This window comes from Streptomyces sp. NPDC007905 (genome assembly GCF_042959345.1).
Classification (GTDB): Bacteria; Actinomycetota; Actinomycetes; order Streptomycetales; family Streptomycetaceae; genus Streptomyces.
This window is the reverse complement of the sequence record NZ_JBIBKS010000006.1, coordinates 66,120-91,242: the sequence shown is the minus strand read 5'-3', so window position 1 is coordinate 91,242 and position 25,123 is coordinate 66,120. Positions and strand designations below refer to the sequence as shown.

Annotated in this window: 25 protein-coding genes; 13 read left to right on the top strand and 12 right to left on the bottom strand. The window is 71.6% G+C overall.

Features of this window, described 5'->3' with window-relative positions:
* Nucleotides 1-72: 72 nt before the first annotated feature.
* On the bottom strand, nt 73-1,761 hold the full coding sequence (locus ACFZDC_RS12695) for a DUF3152 domain-containing protein (protein ID WP_391322998.1): 1,689 nt from the start codon (nt 1,759-1,761) through the stop codon (nt 73-75).
* An 8-nt stretch (nt 1,762-1,769) separates the two neighbouring features.
* The gene (locus ACFZDC_RS12690) at nt 1,770-2,993 is read right to left on the bottom strand and encodes an alpha/beta fold hydrolase (RefSeq protein ID WP_391322996.1); all 1,224 of its coding nucleotides are present in this window, start codon (nt 2,991-2,993) and stop codon (nt 1,770-1,772) included.
* A gap of 211 nt (nt 2,994-3,204) precedes the next feature.
* Between ACFZDC_RS12690 and ACFZDC_RS12685 the strand changes: the two genes are divergently transcribed.
* The 4 genes from ACFZDC_RS12685 to ACFZDC_RS12670 all read left to right on the top strand — a co-directional run bounded on the left by ACFZDC_RS12685 (nt 3,205) and on the right by ACFZDC_RS12670 (nt 5,064).
* Complete coding sequence (locus tag ACFZDC_RS12685) at nt 3,205-3,441, top strand: hypothetical protein (RefSeq protein ID WP_391322994.1); 237 nt, start codon at nt 3,205-3,207, stop codon at nt 3,439-3,441.
* Between the two features lie 166 nt (nt 3,442-3,607).
* Nucleotides 3,608-4,249 carry a TetR family transcriptional regulator gene (locus tag ACFZDC_RS12680; protein WP_391322992.1) on the top strand — a complete coding sequence of 214 codons (642 nt, stop codon included), beginning with the start codon at nt 3,608-3,610 and terminating at the stop codon, nt 4,247-4,249.
* A 134-nt stretch (nt 4,250-4,383) separates the two neighbouring features.
* The gene (locus tag ACFZDC_RS12675; RefSeq protein ID WP_391322990.1) at nt 4,384-4,611 is read left to right on the top strand and encodes a DUF3107 family protein; all 228 of its coding nucleotides are present in this window, start codon (nt 4,384-4,386) and stop codon (nt 4,609-4,611) included.
* Nucleotides 4,612-4,794: 183 nt separating this feature from the next.
* Nucleotides 4,795-5,064, top strand: coding sequence for a hypothetical protein (locus ACFZDC_RS12670; protein ID WP_391322988.1), 270 nt, complete (start codon nt 4,795-4,797; stop codon nt 5,062-5,064).
* 177 nt (nt 5,065-5,241) lie between these two features.
* Here ACFZDC_RS12670 and ACFZDC_RS12665 read toward each other — a convergent pair whose 3' ends face one another.
* Nucleotides 5,242-5,988: a ferritin-like fold-containing protein gene (locus ACFZDC_RS12665; RefSeq protein ID WP_391322987.1), complete on the bottom strand. Its 747-nt coding sequence runs from the start codon at nt 5,986-5,988 to the stop codon at nt 5,242-5,244.
* 503 nt (nt 5,989-6,491) lie between these two features.
* On the opposite strand from ACFZDC_RS12665, the gene ACFZDC_RS12660 reads away from it, so the two are divergent.
* Both ACFZDC_RS12660 and ACFZDC_RS12655 read left to right on the top strand, forming a co-directional pair.
* Nucleotides 6,492-8,936: a DEAD/DEAH box helicase gene (locus tag ACFZDC_RS12660; RefSeq protein WP_391322985.1), complete on the top strand. Its 2,445-nt coding sequence runs from the start codon at nt 6,492-6,494 to the stop codon at nt 8,934-8,936.
* A 138-nt stretch (nt 8,937-9,074) separates the two neighbouring features.
* Nucleotides 9,075-9,956, top strand: coding sequence for an alpha/beta fold hydrolase (locus tag ACFZDC_RS12655; RefSeq protein ID WP_391322983.1), 882 nt, complete (start codon nt 9,075-9,077; stop codon nt 9,954-9,956).
* A gap of 109 nt (nt 9,957-10,065) precedes the next feature.
* Here ACFZDC_RS12655 and ACFZDC_RS12650 read toward each other — a convergent pair whose 3' ends face one another.
* Nucleotides 10,066-10,962 carry an NYN domain-containing protein gene (locus ACFZDC_RS12650; RefSeq protein WP_391322981.1) on the bottom strand — a complete coding sequence of 299 codons (897 nt, stop codon included), beginning with the start codon at nt 10,960-10,962 and terminating at the stop codon, nt 10,066-10,068.
* Nucleotides 10,963-11,202: 240 nt separating this feature from the next.
* Between ACFZDC_RS12650 and ACFZDC_RS12645 the strand changes: the two genes are divergently transcribed.
* Nucleotides 11,203-11,355, top strand: coding sequence for a hypothetical protein (locus ACFZDC_RS12645; protein WP_391322979.1), 153 nt, complete (start codon nt 11,203-11,205; stop codon nt 11,353-11,355).
* A 44-nt stretch (nt 11,356-11,399) separates the two neighbouring features.
* Here ACFZDC_RS12645 and ACFZDC_RS12640 read toward each other — a convergent pair whose 3' ends face one another.
* The 3 genes from ACFZDC_RS12640 to ACFZDC_RS12630 all read right to left on the bottom strand — a co-directional run bounded on the left by ACFZDC_RS12640 (nt 11,400) and on the right by ACFZDC_RS12630 (nt 13,680).
* A complete protein-coding gene (locus tag ACFZDC_RS12640) occupies nt 11,400-12,005 on the bottom strand; it encodes a MarC family protein (RefSeq protein ID WP_391322977.1) in 606 nt (201 codons plus the stop codon).
* Between the two features lie 66 nt (nt 12,006-12,071).
* Nucleotides 12,072-12,929 (bottom strand): PHP domain-containing protein, encoded by an 858-nt coding sequence (locus ACFZDC_RS12635; RefSeq protein ID WP_391322975.1) that lies wholly within the window; start codon nt 12,927-12,929, stop codon nt 12,072-12,074.
* Nucleotides 12,930-13,038: 109 nt separating this feature from the next.
* On the bottom strand, nt 13,039-13,680 hold the full coding sequence (locus ACFZDC_RS12630; protein ID WP_391322973.1) for a DUF6758 family protein: 642 nt from the start codon (nt 13,678-13,680) through the stop codon (nt 13,039-13,041).
* A 171-nt stretch (nt 13,681-13,851) separates the two neighbouring features.
* On the opposite strand from ACFZDC_RS12630, the gene ACFZDC_RS12625 reads away from it, so the two are divergent.
* Entirely contained in the window at nt 13,852-15,102 is a 1,251-nt protein-coding gene (locus ACFZDC_RS12625) for an MFS transporter (protein ID WP_391322971.1), read from the top strand.
* A 30-nt stretch (nt 15,103-15,132) separates the two neighbouring features.
* On the opposite strand, the gene ACFZDC_RS12620 is transcribed toward ACFZDC_RS12625, so the two are convergent.
* Nucleotides 15,133-15,729 carry a suppressor of fused domain protein gene (locus ACFZDC_RS12620; protein WP_391322969.1) on the bottom strand — a complete coding sequence of 199 codons (597 nt, stop codon included), beginning with the start codon at nt 15,727-15,729 and terminating at the stop codon, nt 15,133-15,135.
* 484 nt (nt 15,730-16,213) lie between these two features.
* Here ACFZDC_RS12620 and ACFZDC_RS12615 point away from each other — a divergent pair, with 484 nt between their 5' ends.
* Both ACFZDC_RS12615 and ACFZDC_RS12610 read left to right on the top strand, forming a co-directional pair.
* Nucleotides 16,214-17,338, top strand: a complete 1,125-nt coding sequence (locus ACFZDC_RS12615; RefSeq protein ID WP_391322967.1) for a CorA family divalent cation transporter — start codon at nt 16,214-16,216, stop codon at nt 17,336-17,338.
* 23 nt (nt 17,339-17,361) lie between these two features.
* Nucleotides 17,362-17,877, top strand: coding sequence for a hypothetical protein (locus ACFZDC_RS12610; RefSeq protein ID WP_391322965.1), 516 nt, complete (start codon nt 17,362-17,364; stop codon nt 17,875-17,877).
* 94 nt (nt 17,878-17,971) lie between these two features.
* On the opposite strand, the gene ACFZDC_RS12605 is transcribed toward ACFZDC_RS12610, so the two are convergent.
* The gene (locus ACFZDC_RS12605) at nt 17,972-18,712 is read right to left on the bottom strand and encodes a hypothetical protein (RefSeq protein ID WP_391322963.1); all 741 of its coding nucleotides are present in this window, start codon (nt 18,710-18,712) and stop codon (nt 17,972-17,974) included.
* A gap of 190 nt (nt 18,713-18,902) precedes the next feature.
* Between ACFZDC_RS12605 and ACFZDC_RS12600 the strand changes: the two genes are divergently transcribed.
* Genes ACFZDC_RS12600 through ACFZDC_RS12590 form a run of 3 tightly spaced genes read left to right on the top strand, consistent with a single transcriptional unit; the run spans nt 18,903 to nt 21,973 of the window.
* Nucleotides 18,903-20,204: a magnesium transporter MgtE N-terminal domain-containing protein gene (locus tag ACFZDC_RS12600; protein WP_391322961.1), complete on the top strand. Its 1,302-nt coding sequence runs from the start codon at nt 18,903-18,905 to the stop codon at nt 20,202-20,204.
* Nucleotides 20,194-20,796 (top strand): DUF1003 domain-containing protein, encoded by a 603-nt coding sequence (locus ACFZDC_RS12595; RefSeq protein ID WP_391322959.1) that lies wholly within the window; start codon nt 20,194-20,196, stop codon nt 20,794-20,796. The genes ACFZDC_RS12600 and ACFZDC_RS12595 overlap by 11 nt, the downstream gene beginning before the upstream one ends.
* Before the next feature lie 43 nt (nt 20,797-20,839).
* The gene (locus ACFZDC_RS12590; protein ID WP_391322957.1) at nt 20,840-21,973 is read left to right on the top strand and encodes a P-loop NTPase; all 1,134 of its coding nucleotides are present in this window, start codon (nt 20,840-20,842) and stop codon (nt 21,971-21,973) included.
* A gap of 96 nt (nt 21,974-22,069) precedes the next feature.
* On the opposite strand, the gene ACFZDC_RS12585 is transcribed toward ACFZDC_RS12590, so the two are convergent.
* From ACFZDC_RS12585 to ACFZDC_RS12575, 3 genes are all read right to left on the bottom strand, one after another.
* Nucleotides 22,070-22,744, bottom strand: coding sequence for a hypothetical protein (locus tag ACFZDC_RS12585; RefSeq protein ID WP_391322955.1), 675 nt, complete (start codon nt 22,742-22,744; stop codon nt 22,070-22,072).
* Between the two features lie 243 nt (nt 22,745-22,987).
* The gene (locus ACFZDC_RS12580) at nt 22,988-23,431 is read right to left on the bottom strand and encodes a sec-independent translocase (RefSeq protein WP_391322953.1); all 444 of its coding nucleotides are present in this window, start codon (nt 23,429-23,431) and stop codon (nt 22,988-22,990) included.
* Between the two features lie 83 nt (nt 23,432-23,514).
* Complete coding sequence (locus tag ACFZDC_RS12575; protein ID WP_391323446.1) at nt 23,515-25,110, bottom strand: trypsin-like peptidase domain-containing protein; 1,596 nt, start codon at nt 25,108-25,110, stop codon at nt 23,515-23,517.
* Nucleotides 25,111-25,123 lie beyond the last annotated feature (13 nt).

Genomic DNA, 25,123 nt, shown 5'->3' with positions numbered 1-25,123 from the left:
CATGACGGGACCACATGCGCAAAAATATGAACGCACCTGCGGCTCATGTCGATGTGACGCAAGCGGCGCCCGTCAACTCCCGGGATAAGGCCACGGGTTGGGCAGACAGTGGATCCCGTCGTGGTCGAGGAACTTGGTCTGCTGCTGCATGACCGGGGCGAGTTCGCCGTCCTTCTGGCACGTCACATGGCCGTGCCCGAGACGATGACCGACCTCGTGATTGATGAGCATCTGCCGGTATGCATAGATTTTGTCCCCGTATGTCTTGCTGCCCTGCGCCCACCGGTAGGCGTTGATCATCACGCGTTCGGTGGCCGCCGAGTCACAGGAGACATTGTCCTCCGTGGTGTCCAGGCCGGACTTGGCGCACCACTTGGCGGTGGTGCCGGGGCTGGCGAGCGTGATGACGAAGTCGGGCTTGCCGGAGGAGATGCGCTCGAAGGTGCGGGCACCGCCGTGGGCCCAACTGCGCTGGTCGTTCAGCGTCTTCTGCACGGCCTCGGCGAACAGCGCGCCGTCCAGGCCGAGTCCCTGCTCGACGTCCACGCGGTAGGTGTATTTCTGCCCCTTGCCCGGCGCCTTGGCGAAGCCGGGGACCGCCTCGAACTTCCCGGAGCCCTTCAGCGTGGCGCCGAGCGGGTACTTCCGGCCCATGTTCTGCTCGTACGTCAGCGTCGCCACGCTCGGCGAGGCAGCCGGGGTGCCCTGCCCGGGAGCACGGGCGCCACTCCCCTGGTCAGTGGCGGACTGCGAGCGTACGCCGCCACCGTCATGGCCGTCGGCGACCTGCCCGGCGACGACGACCGCGAGCACGGTGGTCACGGCTGCGGCCGCGATGCCGGTGAAGGCCCGCCCCTTGCCGCCGCGCTGCGCGGGCACGGCGGCCGGCGGCGCCTCGTCCCCGTCACCGGCGCCGGCCGCCGCCGACTCGCCGGGGCCGTACGACTCCTGCGCCTGACCGGACGCGGCACGGCCGGACCCACCGCCGTCGGGTCGGGGACCGAAGACGTCGACGTCCTCCTCGAAGGCGGCGAGGTACTCCTTCCGAGGCCCACCACCGGACCGCCCCGCGCCGCCCTGCCGCTGCCGCGGCAAGGCCACACCGGGCCCTGCCGGGCCCTGCCGTACTCCGGGAGCGACCCCGGCACCGGCACCGGCCGCCCCCGCGAACCCGCCCCAGCCGCCGCCGGCTTCACGCTGCTCGGGGTGCGCGCCCCGCGCCTGCGAACCACCGCCTCCGAAACGCGACACACCGTGGGCAGGGGTGCCGTCCGGCAGCCGGGGCACGCCACGGGCGGGCGTGCCGTCGGGAAAACCGGCCATCCCTTGGGCGGGCGTGCCGTCCGGCAGTCGCGGAGTTGCGTCCGCCGCGGTGCCCTCGGGCGCACGCCGGCCACCTTGCGCCCCCGCCCCACCCGGGACGCGGGGAACAGTCCGAGCGGGAGTGCCCTCGGGAAGCCGCGGCATCCCGTGAGCAGGCGTGCCGTCGGGAAAGCGGGGCACTCCACGAACCGGCGTGCCGTCAGGTGGACGCGGCACCTCCCGCGCGGGCGCCACCGGTGGGAACCCGGGTGTGCTCGGCGCGGTGGGCGGTGCGCCGTGGGCGGTGGGACTGCCCTGCGGTGCCTGCCGCTGGCCGGGCAGGCCGGGCTGTCGGGCTTCTCGGGGAGTACCGGAGGCCGGGCCCCGTCCCTCTCGCTGTGCGGCTATGTCCCCGGAGTCGTCCTTGGGGGCCGGCCCGCGGCGGCTGTGGCGTCCCACTTCTGCCCTCAGCTCCCCGCGCCCGTGGCGGCACCGGTGCCCGGCGCCGTGGTCTGCGCGCCCTCAGACCCTCTGGGGTCACCGGATTGTCCCTCAGACCCTCCGGGGTCACCGGACTCTCTCGCGTCCCCGGACCCACCGGGCTCACCGCACTGGTCCGAACCCCCGGACCCACTGCGGTCGCCGGACCGTGCCGCGCCCCCGGACCCACCGGGCTCACCGGACTGTGCCGCGTCCCCGGACCCACCGGGGTCACCGGACTGTCGCGCGCTCGCTGGCTCCCCGGCTGCCGCGAGGAGGTCCCGGAACGCTCCCGACACCACCTCCGGGTACTCCATCATCGCCACGTGCCCCGCCTCCGGCAGGGACAGCAGGCGGGAGTCGCGGAAGGTGCGGGCGGCCTTGCGGGCCATGCGGAAGCCGACCAGCTGGTCGCGGCCGCCGTAGATCAGGAGGGTCGGGGCGAGCACGCGCTCGGCCTGGCGCCACAGCCCGTGCTGACCGCCCAGGGTGTAGGCGTTGACGATCCCGCGCGCCGAGCGCGCCATCGCGTCCCAGAAGTACGGCAGGAGCAGCCGCCGCTCCAGCTCGTCCACGGCGTGCCGGAACGCCTCGGCCGACACCCGTCCGGGATCGCCGTAGCACAGGGCCATCACGCCACGCACCCGCTGCTCGGCCGTCCACTGCCTGGTGAGCCGGGTGAACAGCAGGGCCACACCGGGCACGGCCAGCAGCCCGGTCGGCACTGCGGTGCGCTGCACGCGCAGCTCCGGCAGGGCGGGCGAGACCAGCGTGAGGGTGCGCACGAGATCGGGACGTACGGCGGCGACGCGCGTGGCCACCGCTCCGCCGAGGGAGTTGCCGAACAGGTGGACCGGCCCGCGGCCGGTGGCGTCGAGATAACGGATGACCGCGCGCGCGTGCCCGGTGACGGAGTAGTCGCCGTCGTCCGGGGGCGGGGAGTCGCCGAAGCCGGGCAGGTCGACCGCCTCGCCGTCGACGACGTCGTCCAGCTCCTTCATCAAGGCGGACCAGTTCTGCGAGGAACCGCCGAGCCCGTGGACGTACAGCGCGGGCGGCAGGCCCTCGCGCGCGGGGCGCCGCGAACGGACCGACAGGGTGACGCCCGGCAGCCCCACCGTCCTCAGCCGCTCGCCCTCACCGACCCGGACGGGTGCCACCCTCGGAAGGACGCTGGCGGCCGGTACGGACGGCAACTCGGTCGAAGACATGCGGCAATGTTACGAGACGATCACGCTGTGGCTCATGTGTTCGCCATCACAGGTTGGGCCCTGACGTGGCGGACACAGGACCGCGGAACCGCACGGCGAACGGGCACCGATGGCATGGCGTCCGGAACGGGTGTCTCCTAGGCTCGACACAGGGCACCCGCATGTAGCCCCTGCTGTGCTTCCAGGGACGTTCGTAGGAAGGGAGCCCATCATGGCCTATGACTCCGTCGAGGACCCCATCGAGCCCGACGTGACCGAGGATCTGGAGATCGACGACACCCCCGAGATCGAGGTCGAGGCCCCCGAGGCGGACGCCGCCGAGCAGCACGCGGACATCGCGCCGGACCGCGACGACCCCCTGACGGACGTGAATCCGGACGCGGGCAGCGAGGCCGATCTCATCGAACAGGCACGCGTGGTCGCACTCGACGAGGACGACTACCGCTGACCTCGCAGGACCCAGCGGGGGCCGCCCGACCGCGCAAGGCAGGCTTCGCGGCTTTCATCGCCGTCCGGTACGTGAAATTCTGCGCTCGCACCGCGCACATCACGGTTACCGAAAAGTACGATGGCCGCGCGGCACACACCGCATGTGGACGACTTTGGGAGGCGGCGTGACAGCCATCGAGCAAACTGAGGCGGCCCGCCCGCGTGGCACCCGTCTGCCGCGCCGCGCTCGACGGAACCAGCTGCTGGGCGCCGCCCAGGAGGTCTTCGTCGCGCAGGGCTACCACGCGGCGGCGATGGACGACATCGCCGAGCGGGCCGGCGTCAGCAAGCCGGTGCTCTACCAGCACTTCCCCGGCAAGCTCGACCTCTACCTCGCCCTGCTGGACCAGCACTGCGAGTCGCTGATCCAGGCAGTGCGCGGCGCACTCGCTTCGACGACCGACAACAAGCAGCGCGTGCGGGCGACCATGGACGCCTACTTCGCGTACGTCGAGGACGACGGCGGCGCCTTCCGCCTGGTCTTCGAGTCGGACCTGACGAACGAGCCCGCGGTGCGCGAACGGGTCGACAAGGTCTCCAACGAGTGCGCCGAGGCGATCTGCGACGTCATCGCCGAGGACACGGGCCTCTCCCGCGCGGAGTCGATGCTGCTCGCCTCGGGCCTCGGCGGCCTCGCCCAGGTGGTCGCGCGCTCCTGGCTGCACAGCGACCGCAGCGTGCCGCGCGATCAGGCGGTGCAGCTGCTGACCTCGCTGGCCTGGCGGGGCATCGCCGGCTTCCCGCTGCACGGCAGCGAGCACCACTGACGGACGTCTGTTCCCGTGGGGTGTTCGCTGCTGGCGTTCCGGCCCGCAGCATGTACGTCCCCTCACCGGGCTAATGTGTGCAGCGTACGGCGCGGAAGGTCGCGCACATCACTGACCGTCGGAGGGACATAGCCGTGGAGGTCAAGATCGGCGTGCAGCACGCGCCCCGCGAGATCGTTCTGGAGAGCGGTCTGAGCGTCGAGGAGGTCGAGTGCGTGGTGTCGGATGCGCTGGCCGGAAAGACGCAGCTGCTGAGCCTCGAGGACGAGAAGGGCCGCAAGGTCCTGGTCCCGACGGACCGCCTGGCGTACGTGGAGATAGGCGAGCCGACCATCCGCAAGGTGGGCTTCGGCGCACTGTAGGTCACAGCCTTGCAGACAGATCGGGAAGGGGCCCGGCGGCACTGTGCCGCCGGGCCCCTCTCCTTGTGGCGCGCGCACGGACGGCGCACAAGTCGTCCACAGCGGAGGATTGCAATCCGCAGGTCACGGGTATGACGGGCTACGACCGTCAAGCACAGGCCGGCCGTGGGAGGGACCCCCGACATGATCCTGGAAGCACTCGGATCCGCCTTGCTCGGTCTACTCCTCGCCTGGGCGGCGACCCACCGGCTCTCGCACCGCCTGCCTGCCCGCCCACTGGTGTTCTCGACGGGCGTTGCCGGAGCCCTGTTCGGCGACTTCGTCACCCACAGCGCCCTGGAGCCGGGCAGCGTCCTGCTCAGTCTCCTGGGTGCCGCGATCGTCTCGGCCGCGTCCCTGTCGCTGCTGCTGCGCCCGGCGGGGCGCCTGCGCCGACGATCAGCGACGGCGTAGCCTCGGCCGACGCGGGCGTCAGGGGCGCACGCAGGGGCTGCGTGGGTGAGCGGCTCCGCCGCACGGGGTTTGCTGTGCGGCTCAGCGCCCGGGTCTGATGTGCGGCTCAGCCGCGGGCGCGTGCGGCCGGCACGCACCCGCGGCCGCGCGACTGGCCGAAAGCCCCCCGGCGAGGCGTTACGCGGCCAGGCCCAGCGCGGCCATCCGCTTGGTGTGCGCTTCGGTGATCCGCGAGAACATCCTGCCGACCTCGGCGAGGTCGAACCCGTCGGCGACCCCGCCCACCAGCATCGTGGACAGCGCGTCCCGGTCGGCGACGACCCGCTGCGACTGCGACAGCGCCTCGCCCATCAGCCGCCGCGCCCACAGCGCCAGCCGGCCGCCCACGCGCGGATCGGCGTCGATCGCCGCACGCACCTTCTCCACCGCGAAACCTGCGTGCCCGGTGTCGTCGAGAACGGCGAGGACCAGCTCCCGCGTGTCGGAGTCGAGGCGGGCCGCGACCTCCCGGTAGAAGTCGCTCGCGATCGAGTCGCCGACGTATGCCTTGACCAGGCCCTCCAGCCAGTCCGAGGGCGCCGTCTGCTTGTGGAAGCCGTCCAGGGCCGCCACGAAGGGCTCCATCGCCGCGGTCGGCTCCTCGCCGATCTCGGTCAGCCGGTCCCGCAGCCGCTCGAAGTGGTGGAACTCGGCCGAGGCCATCTTCGCCAGCTCCGCCTTGTCCGCGAGCGTCGGCGCCAGCTTGGCGTCCTCCGCGAGCCGCTCGAACGCCGCAAGCTCCCCGTACGCGAGCGCGCCGAGCAGGTCCACGACCGCGGCACGGTAGTGCGGGTCCGCAGAGGCCTGCGCCCAGTCCTGGGCGGCGACACCGGTGGGTCCGGCGGGTGCGGCGGACGCGTTCTCAGGCTTGTCAGAGCTAGTCATGAGGCGCACAATAGCCCGCTTGGCGCACCTCTCAAGTCCTTGGTCATCCCCTGTGACCACGACTACGTGACCAAATCGGCCATCGCATGTGCGCGAATCCGAGGTATGGTGGTAATGCGCCTGCTGAGTGCGTCGACGCTATGTGACGTGTCCCGACAGGCCGCACGCATGAGGATGCCCGGTCGGTGGCCCGATCGGCTCCGACCCGACAGCCCTCCCTGGCCGTACGGCTCAGTACGTACGACGACCGGAGGGACACCCTCAGCGGTACGAGCGCTAGAGCGTTGGCAGTGGTCCCGTGTCTTACGGCTTGCCCGAGCGGCTTTCCGTATGGCAGCCGACGTCCCCGGCACGGTCCGTCATGACCCCCGCGCTCGCCTCGCACCGCACCACACAGAAGAGGCAGCACCCTGACTACGACGTTTCGTGAACTCGGAATCCTTCCTGAGACCGCCGAGGCCCTGGAGGCCATCGGCATCATCACCCCCTTCCCCATCCAGGAGATGACGCTCCCCGTCGCCCTTTCCGGCACGGATGTCATCGGCCAGGCCAAGACCGGCACCGGCAAGACGCTGGGCTTCGGCCTCCCGCTCCTCGAGCGCGTCACCGTCCCCGCTGACGTGGAGGCCGGACGCGCCGCCCCCGAGGCCCTCACCGACGCCCCGCAGGCACTCGTCGTCGTCCCCACGCGCGAGCTGTGCACCCAGGTGACGAACGACCTGCTGACCGCGGGCAAGGTGCGCAACGTGCGCGTGCTGGCCATTTACGGCGGCCGGGCCTACGAGCCCCAGGTCGAGGCCCTGAAGAAGGGCGTCGACGTGATCGTCGGCACCCCGGGCCGGCTGCTCGACCTCGCGGGCCAGAAGAAGCTGAACCTGAGCCACATCAAGAGCCTGGTCCTCGACGAGGCCGACGAGATGCTCGACCTGGGCTTCCTGCCCGATGTCGAGAAGATCATCAACCTGCTGCCGCCCCGGCGCCAGACCATGCTGTTCTCCGCGACCATGCCGGGTGCGGTCATCGGCCTCGCGCGCCGCTACATGTCGCAGCCCACGCACATCCGCGCCACCGCGCCGGACGACGCGGGCGTGACGGTCGCGAACATCAAGCAGTTCGTCTACCGCGCGCACTCCATGGACAAGCCGGAGATGATCGCCCGCATCCTGCAGGCCGACGGCCGCGGTCTGGCGATGATCTTCTGCCGCACCAAGCGGACGGCCGCCGACATCGCCGAGCAGCTCCAGCACCGCGGCTTCGCCTCCGGCGCGGTCCACGGCGACCTCGGCCAGGGCGCCCGCGAGCAGGCCCTGCGGGCCTTCCGCAACGGCAAGGTCGACGTCCTCGTCTGCACCGACGTCGCCGCGCGCGGCATCGACGTCGAGGGCGTGACCCACGTCATCAACTACCAGTCCCCCGAGGACGAGAAGACGTACCTGCACCGCGTCGGCCGCACCGGCCGCGCGGGCGCCAAGGGCACGGCCATCACGTTCGTCGACTGGGACGACATCCCGCGCTGGCAGCTGATCAACAAGGCGCTGGAGCTGGACTTCAACGACCCGGTGGAGACGTACTCGAGCTCTCCGCACCTGTTCTCGGACCTCGGCATCCCCAAGGGCACCAAGGGCACCCTGCCGCGCTCGGAGCGCACCCGCGCCGGGCTCGCCGCGGAGGAGCTGGAGGACCTGGGCGAGACCGGTGGCCGTGGTGCGCGCGGTGGCCATGGTGGCCGGAGTGTTCGTGCCGAGTCCGCCTCGACCGAGCGTGAGCGCCCGGCGCGCACCCCGCGTCCTCGCCACCGCACGCGCGGCGGGACTCCGCTGGACGCGTCCGCCGCGGCGCCGGCCGCCGAGGCCGGGACCGTGGAGGAGCCGACGGCGTCCCGCACCCCGCGCCGCCGTCGCCGCACCCGCGGCGGCGCCATGGCGGAGCCCGTGACGGCCGCTGCCGCGACCACTGAGGTCGCCGAGGCCGCTGTGGACACCGTGGAGGGGCCCGCCACGCTGGAGACCCCGGAGAAGCCGCGTCGCCGCCGCACCCGGAAGTCGGCGGAGGCAGCCGAGACCCAGGTGACCGAGACGCCGGTGACCGAGGCCGCGCCCGCGCCTGCCGCGCCGGAGGCCGCCGCCGAGGCTGCCGTCGACACGGCCGAGGCCGCGGAAGCCAAGCCGCGCCGCCGTACGCGCAAGACCGCTGCCGCCGCCGAGGCTGCCGTCGACACGGCCGAGGCCGCCGAGGCCAAGCCGCGCCGCCGCACCCGCAAGACGGCCGAACCGGCCGCCGAGGCAGCCGTCACGACGGCCGAGAGCACGGACGAGGCCGCCCCCGCGACCAAGCCGCGCCGCACCCGCAAGGCCGCAGCCACCGCCCCCGCAGCGGTGGAGACGGTGACCGAGGGCGCGGAGACGGTGACCGAGGCCAAGCCGCGCCGCACTCGCAAGACCGCCGCCACCGCCCCGGAGACCGTCGAGACGGCCACCGAGGCCAAGCCGCGCCGGACCCGCAAGGCCGCTGCCGCCGACACGGCCGAAGGCACCGAGGCCAAGCCGCGCCGCACCCGCAAGACGGCCGCCACCGCCCCGGAGACCGTCGAGACGGCCACCGAGGCCAAGCCGCGCCGGACCCGCAAGGCCGCTGCCGCCGCCGAAGCCGCCGCCGACACGGCCGAAGGCACCGAGGCCAAGCCGCGCCGCACCCGCAAGACCGCCGCCACCGCCCCGGAGACCGTCGAGACGGCCACCGAGGCCAAGCCGCGCCGCGTCCGGAAGACCGCTGTCACCACCGAAGTTGACGGTGCCGCCGAGGCGCCCGCGCCCAAGGCACGGCGGACCCGCAAGGCCGTCGCCGAGGCAGCCGCTCCGGAGATTCCGGCGCAGGCCACCGAGGAGCCGGAGGTCAAGCCGCGTCGCCGTACCCGCAAGGCCACGGCGTCCGTGGAGGCCGACGGCTGATCCGGCACCCCGTCAACGATGGCCCGGTCCACTGTCTGTGGGCCGGGCCGTCGGCGTTTCCGGCACTCCCCCGGCCCGCACCGCACACCGGTCCCCCTTTCCTCCGCGCTCCCTTCCCGTGCCCGATAACCTCTCCCCATGAGCATGCCTGCCACCTTCGTCCCGCCCCCCGGCGCCCGGGCGTACTCCCTGCGGACCGCGCGCGGTGAGTTCGCCGTCGTCGACGCGCCCGTGGCCGACGGGGTCGAGCCCAGGGGCGTCGCACTGCTGCTGCCGGGGTTCACCGGGAGCAAGGAGGACTTCAATCCGCTGCATGTGCCGCTGGCCGAGCGGGGGTACCGGACCGTGGCCGTGGACGGGCGCGGGCAGTACGAGTCGGACGGGCCCGAGGAGGACCAATCCGCCTACGCCCGGGAGGAGTTGGCACGGGACGTGCTGGCGCAGGTGGAGGCGATCGGAACGCCCGTGCATCTGCTGGGTCACTCGCTCGGCGGCCAGATCTCGCGTGCGGCCGTGCTGATCGACCACTCCCCGTTCCTCTCGCTCACCCTGATGGCGTCGGGTCCGGCGCAGATCTCGGTCTCCCAGCAGCAGCGTGTGAAGCTGCTGCGGGACGCGCTCTCCGTGATGACGATGGCGCAGGTGTGGGACGCCATGCAGGCGATGGAGGCGCCCGAGGAGACCGACACGGGCAAGCTGGACGGCGGCCTGAACGACCGGGACGACCTGCGACGCCGCTGGCTGGCCAACAAGCCGGCCCAACTGCTCGCCACCGGCCGCCAGTTGTGCACCGAACCGGACCGCGTCGCCGAACTGGCCGCCGTGCCGCTGCCGTTCCACGTGCTGTCGGGCGCGCTGGACGACACCTGGCCGCTGGCGCTGCTCGACGACATGGCGGCGCGGCTGAAGGCGCGGCGGACGGTCATCGAGGGTGCCGAGCACTCGCCCAACACCGATCAGCCGCTCGCCACGGCCCGCGCGATCGCCGACTTCTGGCAGACACACCCGGGCCGGGGTTAGGGCCTGCTGCGAAAGTCCCGCCTGCCCCGCGACGCCCGGCACGCCCTCTCGCCGCACCGGACGCCGCAGGGCCCGCCCTTCGGACGGACGACGGACCTTCGCACCAGCCCTAGTACAGCGTCTGCAGGTGCTCCCAGAAGCCGTCCCTGAGGGCGCGGCGCAGGTCAGCCTGGCCGCGCAGGGAGTACTGGAGCAGGCCCTCGGCCTCGACCAGCAGATCCTGGTCGACGGAGCCGGGCAGGTAGGGGTGGCCGGGCAGCAGTTCGACCAGGGCCTCGCGGCCCCGTGCGGACAGCCACTTGGCGGCGATCTGGGCGCCGACGAAGCGGACGTCGTCACGGGTGGGCCGGGTCCCGTTGGTGGCCTCGTAGGCGGCGGCCGTGCGGCGCGAGACGTACGGCTTGAAGAACTCCAGGTCGAAGGTGCGCTGGCTGTCGACCTCCCAGAGCAGCGGCTCGGCCTGGTTGCGGCCCTCGGGCGCCTCGATGCCCCACAGGTGGACGCGGGCGCCGTAGCCCTGGGCCGCCTCCACCGCCGACACCAGGTCCTCGTCGCCGCCGAGCAGGGCCGCGTCGCTGATCGCGCGGTGGCGGGCGAGGGACTCCAGGTCGGAGCGGATGAGTGAATCGACGCCCTTCTGCTGGTTGTTGGCGTTGAGGTTGCCCAGACGGACCTTGACGTCGGGCAGTTCGGCGATGGACTGCTGCTCGGCGGTGTGGATCCGGCGCCGGGCACCGTCGTACCAGTACACGCGCAGCAGCCGGCTGTCCGCGAAGATGGTGCGGGTCTTGTCGATGAGCGCGTCGATCAGGCCCTCGGCGTCGAGATCGAAGGCCCGCCGGTCCTCCGTCCCGGCGACCAGCCGGCCCGCGGCCGCGTAGAGGTAGCCCGCATCGACGAAGATCGCGTGCGTCGAGGGCGTCTTCGCCACCTCGGCGAGCATGCGCTGCAGCAGCTCGTTCGTGTGGTCGATGCGGGCGCTGAGGACCGCCAGGTCGTCGTTCATCGCTTCCATTGTCCCGGCGGTCACGCTGCGAACACAACCGATCCCCGGCCCGGCGGTCACGCTGCGAACACAACCGATCCCGGGCCGTCCCACGGACTCCGCTTACCGCTCAGTAATTAGTCGTTCGAAAAATTTCTTTAGCGTAGGGAATGTTTGTAACACGCAGCCCGTTGACTTACTACGACAACGCGTCACACCAGTAGTTCTCCGCAGGAGGATGACCAGACGAAGGGAGAAGCCATGCGCTTCGAAATCATGCGACTCGACGAGGTCAACGGCACCACCGTGGACAGCACCGTCGTGGACGCCGCCTCCGTCAACCGGATCGTTCAGCAGGCCGCCGCCATCGGACAGCGCCTGTGGATCCGCCCGGCCGAGACCGCGGCCTCGTAACAGGGACCGCCACTCAAGCTTTCCGGGGGAGCCGAGCCCACCTCTCAGCTCCCCCGGATCACCTGAGTGACCCCGTTGATGATCTGCTGCACCGCGATCGCGGAGAGCATCATGCCCGCGAGCCGGGTCACGAGGACCACGCCGCCGTCCTTGATGACCCGGATGATCAGCAGCGAGTAACGCATCACCAGCCACAGCACGACATGGATCGCGAGGATCGCGGACCACACCGAGACCTGCGTGGCCACACTGTCGGCCTTCTGCACGGCCAGGATCACGGACACGATGGCACCGGGCCCCGCCAGCAGTGGCATGCCCAGCGGCACGAGGGCGACGTTGACGTCCTTGGTCTGCTTCGGCTCGTCGGTCTTGCCGGTGAGCAGGTCGAGCGCGATCAGCAGGAGCAGCAGACCGCCCGCGATCATCAGCGCGGGGACGGAGACGTGCAGGTAGTTCAGGATCTGGTGGCCCAGGACGCCGAAGACGGCGATGACCCCGCCCGCCACGCAGACGGCCTGGAAGGCCATCCGCTTCTGCGTCTTGGCCGGCCGCCCTGCGGTCAGGGCGAGGAAGATCGGGGTGATCCCGGGGGGATCCATGATGACAAAAAGGGTCAGGAACAGAGAGCCGAAGACGGCGATGTCGAACATGCGGGAAGTACAGGCCTTGCGGGAGGAGTGAGTACGGGCGGGTGTCGGCGGGTCCGGGACCGGACTTCAGGCTCCGCCGGTGCCGGGCACCGGGAACGCCCCGGTCGCCCGTCGGGTGATCTCCCCGTACACCTCGGGGTCCGTCGTGTACTCGCCCAGCGACACGGTCTTGCGGCTGCCGTGGTAGTCCGAGGACCCCGTGACCAGCAGCCCCAGCTCCTTCGCGAGGCCCCGCAGGCGGGCCCGGGAGTCGGCGTCGTGGTCCATGTGGTCGACCTCGAGGCCGTCCAGGCCGGCCGCGGCCATCTCGGCGATCGCGGACTCCGGCACCGTGCGACCGCGCTTGGCGGCGGCCGGGTGAGCGAAGACGGCCACGCCACCCGCGCCCTTGACCAGCCGGATCGCCTCGAAGGGGTCGGTCTCGTGCTTCTCCACGAAGGCCCGGCCGCCGTCGGCCAGCCACTCCTCGGTGAACGCGTCGCTCACCGAGGGCACCACGCCCAGTTCGACGAGCGCGGTGGCCACATGCGGACGCCCCACGGAACCGCCGGCGGCGATCCGCTCGACCTGCTCCCAGGTGACCGGCACGCCCAACGCGTTCAGCTTGGCGACCATGCCCTGGGCCCGCGGCACCCGGTCGTCCCGGACCAGCTCGCGCTCGGCGAGCAGGGCGGGCTCCTCGGGGTCGAAGAGGTAGGCCAGCAGGTGCAGGGAGGTGCCGTCGATGCGGCAGGACAGCTCGGCGCCGGTGACCAGGGTGAGCCCCTCGGGCAGCGCGGCGATCGCCTCGGCGTACCCGCGGGTGGTGTCGTGGTCGGTCAGCGCGACGACGTCCAGACCGGCCGCGGCGGCGCCCAGCACCAGCTCGGCCGGGGTGTCCGTGCCGTCGGAGGCCGTGGAGTGACAGTGCAGGTCGATGCGCACAGCGACTCCAGGCGGGACGACGGGACGGAAGGGGACACCTAAGGATAGCCGCAGAAACGGCATGCCCTGTCACACCCGCACCCGCTCGGCACCCCCTACAGTCGCCGTTTCAGGGATGCAGCAGCCGCGGCGACAGCGCCCCGCAGGGCACCAGGTCTATCTCGGCGCCCGCGTCCCGCAGATCCGTCAGCACCAGCTCGTCGTACATGAGCAGGCCGGACTGCTCGGGCCACACCACCGCCCACAGCCACAGACCCAGGGCCTCGCCGGCGAAGACGGCGCGGTCGTCGGGGGCGCCGGAGACGTGCCAGAGCGGGGTCGGGCGGCCGGCGGCCAGGACCTTGGCCTGGGGCGGCTTCTCGACGTTCATGTACGGGCCCGGGTCGGGGCTGTCGATGCCGGCGTACCGCGCCCCGAGCCCGACACCGAGTTCCTCGGCGACCAGGATCAGCTCCCCCATGCCGCCGAGCGGGCCGGGGCCGGAGCAGACCACGGCGGTGGCGCGGCCGCCACTGCGGTCGTCCCCCGCGTAGCCCACACCCGTGAAAAGCCACCCCACCGGCAAGGGCCACGGCATCCACACCGGGACCTGCGTGCGGCGCACCACGACCGTGAGCGCCTCGACACTGGGCGGGATCACGGGCTGCAGCGGATACACCGCCCCGTGCTCATCGCACTGCCAGGAGTCGGCGAAGAGGCCGGGAGCCCGGACCCGGCCACCACACTTCGGGCAACTGGGTTCGCCCCTCATAGGGCTCCACGGTCCTACCCCTGCACGCCGACGTCAAGGACGATCACCCGTCCGGACGGAACGGGCGTGGCCCGCCCACCACGAGAAAGTGGGTGCATCTTGCATTAGTTAGCTTCGCTAACTTACTATATGCATAAACCAACTATCTTCTTGTCGGGATGGGAGAAGTGCATGGACCCCTTCGACGCGGGAGCCGGAGGCATCCTGCGACAGCCCAAGGCGGTCTGGGCCACGGCCGGCGCCTCCGTGGTCGCCTTCATGGGCATCGGCCTCGTCGACCCGATCCTGCCGTCCATCGCGCGGGGCCTCGACGCCACCCGCGGCCAGGTGTCTCTGCTCTTCACCTCGTACTTCCTGATCACCGCTGTGGCGATGCTGCTGACCGGCTTCGTCTCCAGCCGCATCGGCGGCCGCAGGACGCTGCTCCTCGGCCTCGCGTTCGTGGTGGTCTTCGCGGGTCTCGCGGGCACCTCGGACTCGGTCGGCCAGCTCGTCGGCTTCCGGGCCGGCTGGGGTCTCGGCAACGCGCTGTTCGTCTCGACCGCCCTCGCGGTCATCGTGGGCGCGGCGGCCGGCGGCAGCGCGGCGGCGATCCTTCTCTACGAGTCCGCGCTCGGCCTCGGCATGGCCTGCGGCCCGCTGCTCGGCGCCGTCCTCGGCAACATGAGCTGGCGCTACCCCTTCTTCGGCACCGCCACGCTGATGGCGATCGGCTTCCTGGGCATCACGGCGTTCCTGAAGGAGCAGCCGAAGCCCGCCCGGAAGACCTCGGTCCTGGACCCGATCAAGGCACTCGGTCACGGCGGCCTGGCCTCGGCGGCGGTCTCGGCGTTCTTCTACAACTACACGTTCTTCACCGTGCTGGCCTTCACGCCGTTCGTGCTGAACATGACCCCCTACCGCTCGGGCGCGGTGTTCTTCGCCTGGGGTGTGCTGCTCGCCGTCTTCTCGGTGATCGTGGCCCCCCGCATGCAGGAGCGGTTCGGCTCGCTGAGGGTGCTCGGCGGCTCGCTGGTGCTGCTCGCCCTCGACGTGCTCGTGCTCGGCTACGGCGACCACACCGCGGCCGTCGTCTGCACGATCCTGTCCGGCGCCTTCATCGGCGTGAACAACACCGTCTACACCGAGCTGGCCCTTGGCGTGTCGGACGCTCCCCCAGACTCCGTCCGGGGGTACCCCCAGCGCCCGGTCGCGAGCGCGGGCTACAACTTCGTCCGCTGGTTCGCGGCCGCCGCGGCACCGTACTTCGCGCCCAAGATCGAGGAGTGGACCGACCTCCACATCCCGTTCGTGGTCGCGGCGGTCACGGCGGTGCTGGGCGCGCTGGTGGTCGCCGTACGGCGCAAGGCACTCACGCACGAAGCCGAGGAGATGAAACCGCGGCACGCCACCGAGGACGCCGTCACCGTCTTCGCCAACTGACCCTTGCCGAACGGGCTTTGGTGAGCTTGCTCACCCGGGCTCGACATCCAGCGGGACGGACCTGCGGGCGGGATCCCGCAGGTCCGTCCCGTTCGCGAGCCAGCGCTCCTGGAGGGCCTGGGCACCGTGCACCCGCTTCCACGCCGCCTCGTTCGGGGTCATCGGCAGCAGCGGCAGGAACCGTACGGGATCCAGCGGATCGTCCAGCTCCAGATCCTCGACGAGGCCGCCGGGTTCGCCCACCAGGACCGAGGTGAAGGGGGCACCGGGCCACAGCGGCTCGCCCACGTCCAGCGAGGCCCCAGGGGCCACCACGACGCCCTCCACCTGCGGGGACGCGGCGAGTACGGCGAGCGGCCGCAGCACCCTGTCGGTCCCCACGAGGCCCGCGCGGACCGACAGCACCAGTTCGGCGCGGGGGCCCTTGACGGGGTCGGCGAGCATCGCCGTGGGGTCCGCCATGGGGTGGGCGGACATGCCGAGGGTGGCGTAACGGACCACGTCCCCCTCCTGGAAACGGAGCACCTCGATGCGGTCCGTACCGAGGAAGGTGACCGCGGCGCGCGCGTCCGGTTCGCCCAGCGCGGTGTGCAACCGTGCCTCGACCAGAGGAAGAACATCAACCATGCGGTGAGCATAGAACTCGTCAGTAGCGGGCAAAGCTGCGCCTTGACACTGTGGGCTGCTGCTACGCTGAGCCGGTGGTTCGGGGCAGCACGCAGAAGCGTCGCTATCGAGTCCCGACGCCGATGAGACTCCCTTACGAGGGACCGGCCGGAGGAGGTGGGGCTGTCATGGATCGAAGTCGACCTGGTAGTACCACTCGCTCTTCCGGCTGCTGATGTAGTTCCTGGCCGGCTGCCGCCTTCCCGCTCGCTTCGTCGTTCGGAAGAGCACTTCGTCTCGCTTTGCCTGATCTGTCTGACCTGAATCAGTTCTGCATCGGTAGCGAAGTCGCCACCGCGACGGTGCGGTGCTCCCCGCTTTGTGGACGTGCCAAACATCCTTCCCCTGCCCGAAGGGCGGGAGCCTCCCCAGGACGTCCCCATTCCGGGTAGTTCCACCCGTCGCGCCGCGCGCATTCGCTGCCCGCCTGCGAAGGAGCCTGCCCATGTCGATGATCCGCGACCTGCGCGCTGTGGTCCGCCCGTCGTCCCGTGTCCCGCTGCGCAAGGAGACGAGCGCCTCGTACGACACCACGCGCGACCCCGCGACGCCCTCGGCCGTCGTCGACTGCGCCGTCTACCGGGACGGCGCCCGCGTGCAGAGCCCGCGGCCACTGACCCCGCAGGAGGCGATGCGGCTGGTGCGCCGCGACGGCGGGTTCGTGTGGATCGGGCTGCACGAGCCGACCGAGTCGGAATTCGCCGGTATCGCGAGCGAGTTCGGGCTGCACCCGCTGGCCGTCGAGGACGCGGTCCAGGCCCACCAGCGGCCCAAGCTGGAGCGGTACGACGACTCGCTCTTCACCGTCTTCAAGACCATCCACTACGTCGAGCACGACCGGCTCACCGCCAACAGCGAGGTGGTCGAGACCGGCGAGGTCATGTGCTTCACCGGACGGGACTTCTTCATCACCGTCCGGCACGGCGGGCAGGGGTCGCTGCGGGCGCTGCGGCACCGGCTGCAGGACGACCCCGAGCTGCTCGCCAAGGGTCCCTCGGCCGTGCTGCACGCGATCGCGGACCACGTCGTGGACGGCTACATCGCGGTCGCCGACGCGGTGCAGGACGACATCGACGAGGTGGAGACCGAGGTCTTCTCGCCGGGCCGCAGAGGCGGGGTCTCCCGCGGTGTGGACTCGGCGCGGATCTACCAACTCAAGCGTGAGGTGCTGGAGTTCAAGCGTGCGGTGGCTCCGCTGCTGCGGCCCATGCAGCTGCTGAGCGAGCGGCCCATGCGGCTGGTCGACCCGGACATCCAGAAGTACTTCCGGGACGTGGCCGACCATCTCGCCCGCGTCCAGGAGCAGGTCCTCGGCTTCGACGAACTGCTGAACTCCATCCTCCAGGCCAACCTCGCGCAGGCGTCCGTCGCGCAGAACGAGGACATGCGCAAGATCACCGCCTGGGCGGCGATCATCGCCGTACCGACGATGGTGTGCGGGGTGTACGGCATGAACTTCAGGTACATGCCCGAACTGCACTGGAAGTACGGCTACCCGGTGATCATGGGCATCACGGTCGCGCTGTGTCTCGGCATCCACCGCACGCTGAAGCGCAACGGCTGGCTGTGAGCGGCCCCGGATAGGCTGGGCGCATGACAAGCGAGCTGCTCGACCAGGCCCTGATCGAGGAGGCCACCAAGAAGTCCGGCCTCATCTGGGTCAGGGGTGCCGGGGCCCCGGCGGCGCGTGCGCTGTGGCACGTGTGGCACGAGGGTGCGGTGTGCCTGGTCGGCGACGGGCCCGGGGAGCAGCCGCTGCCCGGGCTGACCGACGGCGGCTTTGCCGAGGTGACCGTCCGCAGCAAGGACAAGGGAGGCCGGCTGGTGGCCTGGCCGGCGACCGTGTCCGAGCTGGCCCCCGGCTCACCGGAGTGGGAGGCGGCGGTGGCCGAGCTGAAGGGGAAGCGGCTGAACGCCCCCGACGGTGAGGAGATGCCCCGGCGCTGGGGCCGTGAGTGCCGAGTGCTCCGCCTGGTGCCGGCGGGGTCTTCCGCACCGTTGCCCTCCGACGACCTGGCGGAACGTCCGCTGCCGTCCCCGGCGACCACGCGTCAGCCGATCCCGGCGGGCCTGCCGCGGCTGCTGGCCAGGCGCAGGAAGGGCAAGTAGGGCGAAGGCCGAGCGGGATCCGGCACCGCTGTCGGCAGCGCGGTGGCAAAGCGCCGTCGCAGCGGACTCGGGTGACCGGAGAGTCCTGCGGGCCCTACGACGCCGGCAGCTGCCTGCCGTAGTCCACCGTCTCGCCCTTCGCGGGCTCGGTCACGGCGAAGTCCTTGCCCCAGTCCGAGAAGCTGAGCGTGCCCGCGGAGCCGGCCCGCACCAGGCGGAGCGGATACGGCTCGCCCTGAAGGGAGACGTCGAGGGTGCCACCGGAGCCGTCGTCGCCGGTGATGCGGATCGTGGGGGTACCCGCCTGCTCGTGGTGGCCGTCCGTCGCCAGCTTGCCGTGCAGCGTGAGCAGACCGTCGAGGAGGACGTCCTTGTCCGTGAAGCCGCTGAACTTCCTGTACGAAGGGTCCCCCTGCGGCACCTTGACGTACTTGCCGTCGAGCTTGCCGGCCGCACCGTCACTGCCGTCCGCGTGGTTCCAGAAGCCCGCGTCGGCCTTCAGATACAGCTGCTTGCCGACCCTCAGCAGCCCGAACGTCGCGCCCCGGGACGTGACCGTGCCGGTGCCGCCGTCGGACTTCAGCCGCATGTCCAGCCTGTACGTACGGCCACTGGTGACCACGGTCCCGGACAGCCGTACCGTGGGCGCCGCCTGCGCCGCGGTCCGGGTCTTCGCCTGGATCCGGGCGGCGGGCAGCTTGCCGACCCCGTTGGTCCCCGCGTCCGGATCCTCACCGCCGCACCCCGACAGCACCATCGCTCCCGTGACGGCCAGCGCGCATGCAGCGGTGACCAACGCGGCCCGGCGGGTACGGCCCTGGGGAATCGCAGTCACAGGTGGGGCTGCCTTTCTGACGGGTCCTGAGCGGCGTACGGCAGCGTACCGGGGCCCCGCCCGCCCCGCGGAGCCAGTCCGTCCGGACCGCCCACCAGGGCGTATCCGATCGGTACGGGCTAGCCTGAAGCGCACGCGAGCGGGCAGAGAACAGCAAATCCCACGCAATGCGAGCAAAGGAAGCACAGCCATGGCAGCCGGCGCCCCCCGGATCTTCGTCTCGCACCTCGCCGGGGTCCCCGTCTTCGATCCGACCGGCGACCAGGTGGGTCGCGTACGCGATCTGGTCGTCATGCTGCGCGTCGGGCGACGCCCACCGCGCGTCCTCGGGCTGGTCGTCGAACTCTCCACCCGGCGCCGCATCTTCCTGCCCATGACCCGGGTGACCGGCATCGAGTCCGGGCAGGTCATCACCACCGGTGTGGTCAACGTGCGCCGCTTCGAGCAGCGGCCCACCGAGCGGCTGGTCTTCGGGGAGCTGCTGGACCGACGGGTGAAACTGGTGGAGACCGGCGAGGAGGTCACCGTCCTCGACGTGTCCGTGCAGCAGTTGCCGGCCCGCCGGGACTGGGAGGTCGACCGGGTCTTCGTCCGCAAGGGCAGGAAGGGCGGCGCCTTCCGGCGGGCCAAGGGCGAGACGCTGACCGTGGAGTGGTCCGCCGTCACCGGCTTCTCCCTGGAGGAGCACGGACAGGGCGCCGAGAGCCTGCTCGCCACCTTCGAGCAGCTGCGCCCCGCCGACCTCGCCAACGTCCTGCACCACCTCTCCGCCAAACGCCGCGCCGAGGTCGCCGCCGCCCTGGACGACAACCGCCTCGCCGACGTCCTGGAGGAGCTGCCGGAGGACGACCAGATCGAGATCCTCGGCAAGCTGAAGGAGGAGCGCGCGGCCGACGTCCTGGAGGCCATGGACCCCGACGACGCGGCCGACCTGCTGGCCGAGCTGCCGGAGGCGGACAAGGAGCGGCTGCTGAGCCTGATGCAGCCCGCCGACGCGGCCGAGATGCGGCGCCTGATGTCGTACGAGGAGCACACCGCGGGCGGTCTGATGACCACAGAGCCGATCGTGCTGCGCCCGGACGCCACCGTCGCCGACGCGCTCGCCCGGGTCCGCAACCAGGACCTCTCCCCCGCCCTGGCCGCCCAGGTCTACGTCTGCCGGCCGCCCGACGAGACCCCGACCGGCAAGTACCTGGGCACCGTCCACTTCCAGCGCCTGCTGCGCGACCCCCCGTACACCCTGGTCAGCTCACTGGTCGACGACGACCTGCAGCCCCTGGAGCCCGACGCCACGCTGCCCGTCATCGCCGGGTTCTTCGCCACGTACGACATGGTCGCCGCGCCCGTGGTGGACGAGTCCGGGTCGCTGCTCGGCGCGGTCACCGTGGACGACGTACTCGACCACATGCTGCCCGACGACTGGCGGGAGACGGAGTTCCACCTCGAGGAGGAGAACGGGGCGGACAAGGGGGCGAGTACCCATGGCTCCTGAGCGCGACAGCACCCGCGAGCGCACCCTGGCCGGCGCCACGGCCGCCCCCCGGCCCCGTGCGCCCCGCCTGGACCAGCCACGGCCGCCCCGGCGGCGGATCGTGCCCGAGTGGGACCCGGAGGCCTTCGGCCGGCTGTCGGAGCGGATCGCGCGCTTCCTGGGCACGGGACGCTTCATCGTCTGGATGACGGTCGTCATCATCCTCTGGGTGGTCTGGAACGTCGCCGCCCCCGTGGCCCTGCGCTTCGACCAGTACCCGTTCATCTTCCTGACCCTGATGCTGTCCCTGCAGGCCTCCTACGCGGCCCCGCTGATCCTGCTCGCGCAGAACAGGCAGGACGACCGCGACCGGGTCAACCTCGAGCAGGACCGCAAGCAGAACGAACGGTCCATCGCCGACACCGAGTACCTGACCCGGGAGGTCGCCGCGCTGCGCACGGGCCTGGGCGAGGTGGCCACCCGCGACTGGATCCGCTCCGAGCTGCAGGACCTGGTCAAGGAGCTGGAGGAGCGAAGGCGTCACGACGGGCATGTCGTATTCCCGGCAGAGCGGGCGGAACGGTCCCACGGACGTGACGCAGACGACCGCTGAGGGGCTACCCGCAGGCCCCTCGGCGCGCCGTACCATCGTCCTTATGGCTACGGAAGACGCGGTGCGCGAGGCACTGGCGACGGTGAACGACCCCGAGATCAACCGACCCATCACCGAACTGGGGATGGTCAAATCGGTGGAGATCGGCGCGGACGGAACGGTCGCGGTGACCGTGTACCTGACCGTCTCCGGCTGCCCCATGCGCGAGACGATCACCCAGCGGGTGACCGAGGCGGTCTCCCGGGTCGAAGGCGTCACCCGGGTCGACGTCACCCTCGACGTGATGAGCGACGAGCAGCGCAAGGAGCTGGCCAACGCCCTGCGCGGCGGCCAGGCCGAGCGCGAGGTCCCCTTCGCCAAGCCGGGCAACCTCACCCGGGTCTACGCGGTCGCCTCCGGCAAGGGCGGCGTCGGCAAGTCCTCGGTGACGGTGAACCTGGCGGCGGCGATGGCGGCCGACGGTCTGAAGGTCGGTGTCGTCGACGCCGACATCTACGGCCACTCGGTGCCGCGCATGCTGGGCGCGGACGGCCGTCCGACCCAGGTCGAGAACATGATCATGCCGCCGTCCGCGAACGGTGTGAAGGTCATCTCGATCGGCATGTTCACCCCGGGCAACGCTCCCGTCGTCTGGCGCGGCCCGATGCTCCACCGCGCGCTGCAGCAGTTCCTCGCGGACGTCTACTGGGGCGACCTCGACGTCCTCCTGCTGGACCTCCCGCCCGGCACCGGCGACATCGCGATCTCCGTCGCCCAGCTCGTCCCGAACGCCGAGATCCTGGTCGTGACCACGCCTCAGCAGGCCGCCGCCGAGGTGGCCGAGCGGGCCGGCTCCATCGCCGTCCAGACCCACCAGAAGATCGTCGGCGTGGTCGAGAACATGTCCGGCCTGCCCTGCCCGCACTGCGGCGAGATGGTCGACGTCTTCGGCACGGGCGGCGGCCAGATGGTCGCCGACGGCCTCACCCGCACCACGGGCACGACGGTCCCGGTCCTCGGCAGCATCCCCATCGACGTCCGCCTGCGCGAGGGCGGCGACGAGGGCAAGCCGGTCGTCCTGACGGACCCCGACTCTCCGGCGGGCTCAGCGCTGAGGGCGATCGCGGGCAAGCTGGGCGGCCGCCAGCGGGGCCTTTCGGGGCTGTCGCTGGGGATCACCCCGAGGAACAAGTTCTGAGGGCTTTTCAGCACAGGGCAGCTGGGAACACCTGCGGTCGCCCGCGGCCGCGAACTCCAGGGCAAAGGGGCGCCAGAACCACCGGCGCCCCTTTTCTCATGCGTAGGCAGCGATGTCCTTGATCACTGCGAATCCGAGGCCGTACGCGCTCATCCCCCGTCCGTAAGCCCCCACGTGGACTCCCGCCCCGGTGGTGCCGGCCAGCACCCAGCCGAACTCCGACTCGCGGTAATGGAACGGGGCGGTCACGCCGTCCACCGGGAGGGAGAGTCTGGACCACTCCGGGCCCTCGAGGTCGTCGGCCAAGGCCCACGCCGTCTCCGTCTGCTGCTCCAGCCAGTCGTCGCGGAGGCTGTGGTCCATCTGGCCGGGCCAGGTGAAGGACAGCAGCCCCACACCGGCCAGCCACGCCGCCGAGGAGACCGACGTCGCCTCCAGCAGCCCCGTACCGTCGGCGCTGCTGCGGGACGGATTCGCGGCCACCGTGACCACGACCGCGAACTTCTCCCTGGGCTCGTCCGCCGCGGACGCGGCCACGTGCTCGTTGCGCACGGAGGGCTCGTCACCGTGCCCGATCGACCCGTGCTCGACGGTACCGTCGGCCGCCGTGCCGACCTGCATCAGCCAGCGCGGTCCGGTGAAGGCCTCGTCGAGGCCGTACCACGGGAAGGGCGCCTGCAGGTAGCCGTCGACCGTACGCCGGCCGGAGGGGAACTGCTGTTCGCCCTCCGCGGCCGGCGCCTGTGCGCCCACCCGACTCGTCGTCTCCATCTGCCCGGACGCCTCCTCGCTCTCGTCGGACCGGGGCGGCCCGCCCCCCTTCGGGCGTACTCCTCCGGTCCGCACAACAACTCGGCAGCATATCCACACCGCTGAGAGCAGCAGGGAAACCGCCGGGCGCGTGGGTCGCGCAGGCGGCCTGTTCGCGCCGTGTGCGGCGGGTTCGGCGGGGTGCGGCGGGTGCGCGCTATGAAACGCGTCACGTACGCCGCCGACCCCGCGTGTCGGAGCCGGTCAGGTGGCGTCCGCGTCGAAGGGCGGGCGGTCGTCCTTGCCGGTGTCCTCCGGCTTCTTGGTCATGTCGAGGCGCCCGACGGACGAGGGGGACGAGGACGAAGACGACGAGGCGTCGCTGTCGCGGCTGTTGACCGCGTCCGTGACCTCGGCCATCTCCTTCTTCAGGTCGAAGCCGTTGCGGATCTCCTTCAGCCCCAGGTCGTCGTTGTCCAGCTGCTTGCGGATGAACGTCTTGGGGTTGAGGTCCTCGAACTCGAAGTCCTTGAACTCGGGCCCGAGCTCGCTGCGGATGTCCTGCTTGGCGCTCTCCGAGAACTCACGGATCTTCCGGATCGTGCGCATCGCGTCCTGGATGACCTTCGGGAGCTTGTCCGGACCGAAGACGAGCACGGCGAGCACGATGATCGTCACCAGCTCCAGTGGCCCTATGTCATTGAACACCTGACGCTCCTTGTGTGTCCTCGGTCGCTCAACGGTACCCGGCCCGTCTGGCGGACCGGTACCGTCCCGTGGTGAGACTTCCGTCAGTTCTGCTCCGAAGCGCCCAGCACGAGTGAGACCTCCCGCTCGCCGCCGTGTTCGACCGTCAGACGCAGCCGGTCGCCCGGCTCGTGGGCGCGGATCCTGACGATGAGTTCCTCGCCCGAGTGGACACGCTGTCCGTCGACCCCGGTGATGACGTCGCCCGCCCTGAGGCCGGCCCGGTCGCCGGGTCCGCCCTTGGTGACGGCCGGACCGCCGTCCCGGGCCCTGCTGTCGATGCGGGCGCCGTCGCCGGTGTAGCCCATGTCGAGGGTGACGCCGATGACGGGGTGGGTGGCGTGCCCCTTGTTGATCAGTTCCTCGGCGACCCGCCTGGCCTGGTTGACGGGGATGGCGAAGCCGAGGCCGATGGAGCCGGCCTGTCCGCTCTCGGCGTCGGAGCCGCTGTCGGCCGAGCGGATGGCGGAGTTGATGCCGATGACCCGGGCCCGGGAGTCGAGGAGGGGGCCGCCGGAGTTGCCGGGGTTGATGGGGGCGTCGGTCTGCAATGCGTCGACGTACGACACATCGCTCCCGTCGCCCTTCTCCCCGCCCGCCGTGATGGGCCGTTCCTTGGCGCTGATGATGCCGGCGGTGACGGTGTTGGCCAGGTCGAACGGGGCGCCGATGGCGACGACGGGGTCACCGACCTGGACGTCGTCGGAGTTGCCGAGGGGCAGCGGGGTGAGCCCGTGGACGCCGCTCACCTGGATGACAGCCAGGTCGTACCCGCTGTCGCGGCCGACGACCTTCGCCTTGGCGGTGTCGCCGCTGCTGAACGTCACGGATATCTCGCCGCCGGACGAGGCGGGCTGGACGACGTGGTTGTTGGTGAGGATGTGCCCGCGGGCGTCGAGCACGAAGCCGGTGCCGGTACCCGCCTCGTCGGCCCCGCGTACGTGCAGCGTGACGACGCTGGGCAGCGCCCGGGCCGCGATCCCGGCGACACTGTCCGGCGCCCGTCCGGCGGGCCCGCTACCGGCCTGTGGCAGCTGTACGTCCCCGACGCCCTCGCGCTCGACGTAGGCACCGGCGAGCCCGCCGATGCCGCCGGCGACGACGGCGACCAGCAGAGTCCAGACCAGGAGCATCCGCCTGCCCCGCCTGCGCCGCTGCTGCTCCGTGGGCACCGCGGCACCGTTCTGCTGCAGCGGCCCGGGGACGAGGGGCTGCTGCCCGGCGGCGGGAGCGGCCCAGGGGTCGTAGCGCTGCCAGGGGCCGGCGGCCGATCCCTGCGGAACGGCGGAACCCGGCTCCGGCGCAGCAGAGGTCAGGGCCTCGGGCGCCGGCCCGGGCTGCTGCACCGGCCCCTGCGCCGCCGGACCGGCCGGAGCGGACGCCGAGTCCGCCACCGGTACGGCAGCGGACACCGGCGAGGGCGGAGCCATACGTGCCGGTACGGCAGCGGACACCGGCGAGGGCGGAGCCACGCGTGCCGGTACGGCAGCGGACACCGGCGAGGGCGGAGCCACGCGTGCCGGTACGGCAGCGGACACCGGCGGGGGCGGAGCCACGCGTGCCGGTACGGCAGCGGACACCGGCGAGGGCGGAGCCACGCGTGCCGGTACGGCAGCGGACACCGGCGAGGGCGGAGCCACGCGTGCCGGTACG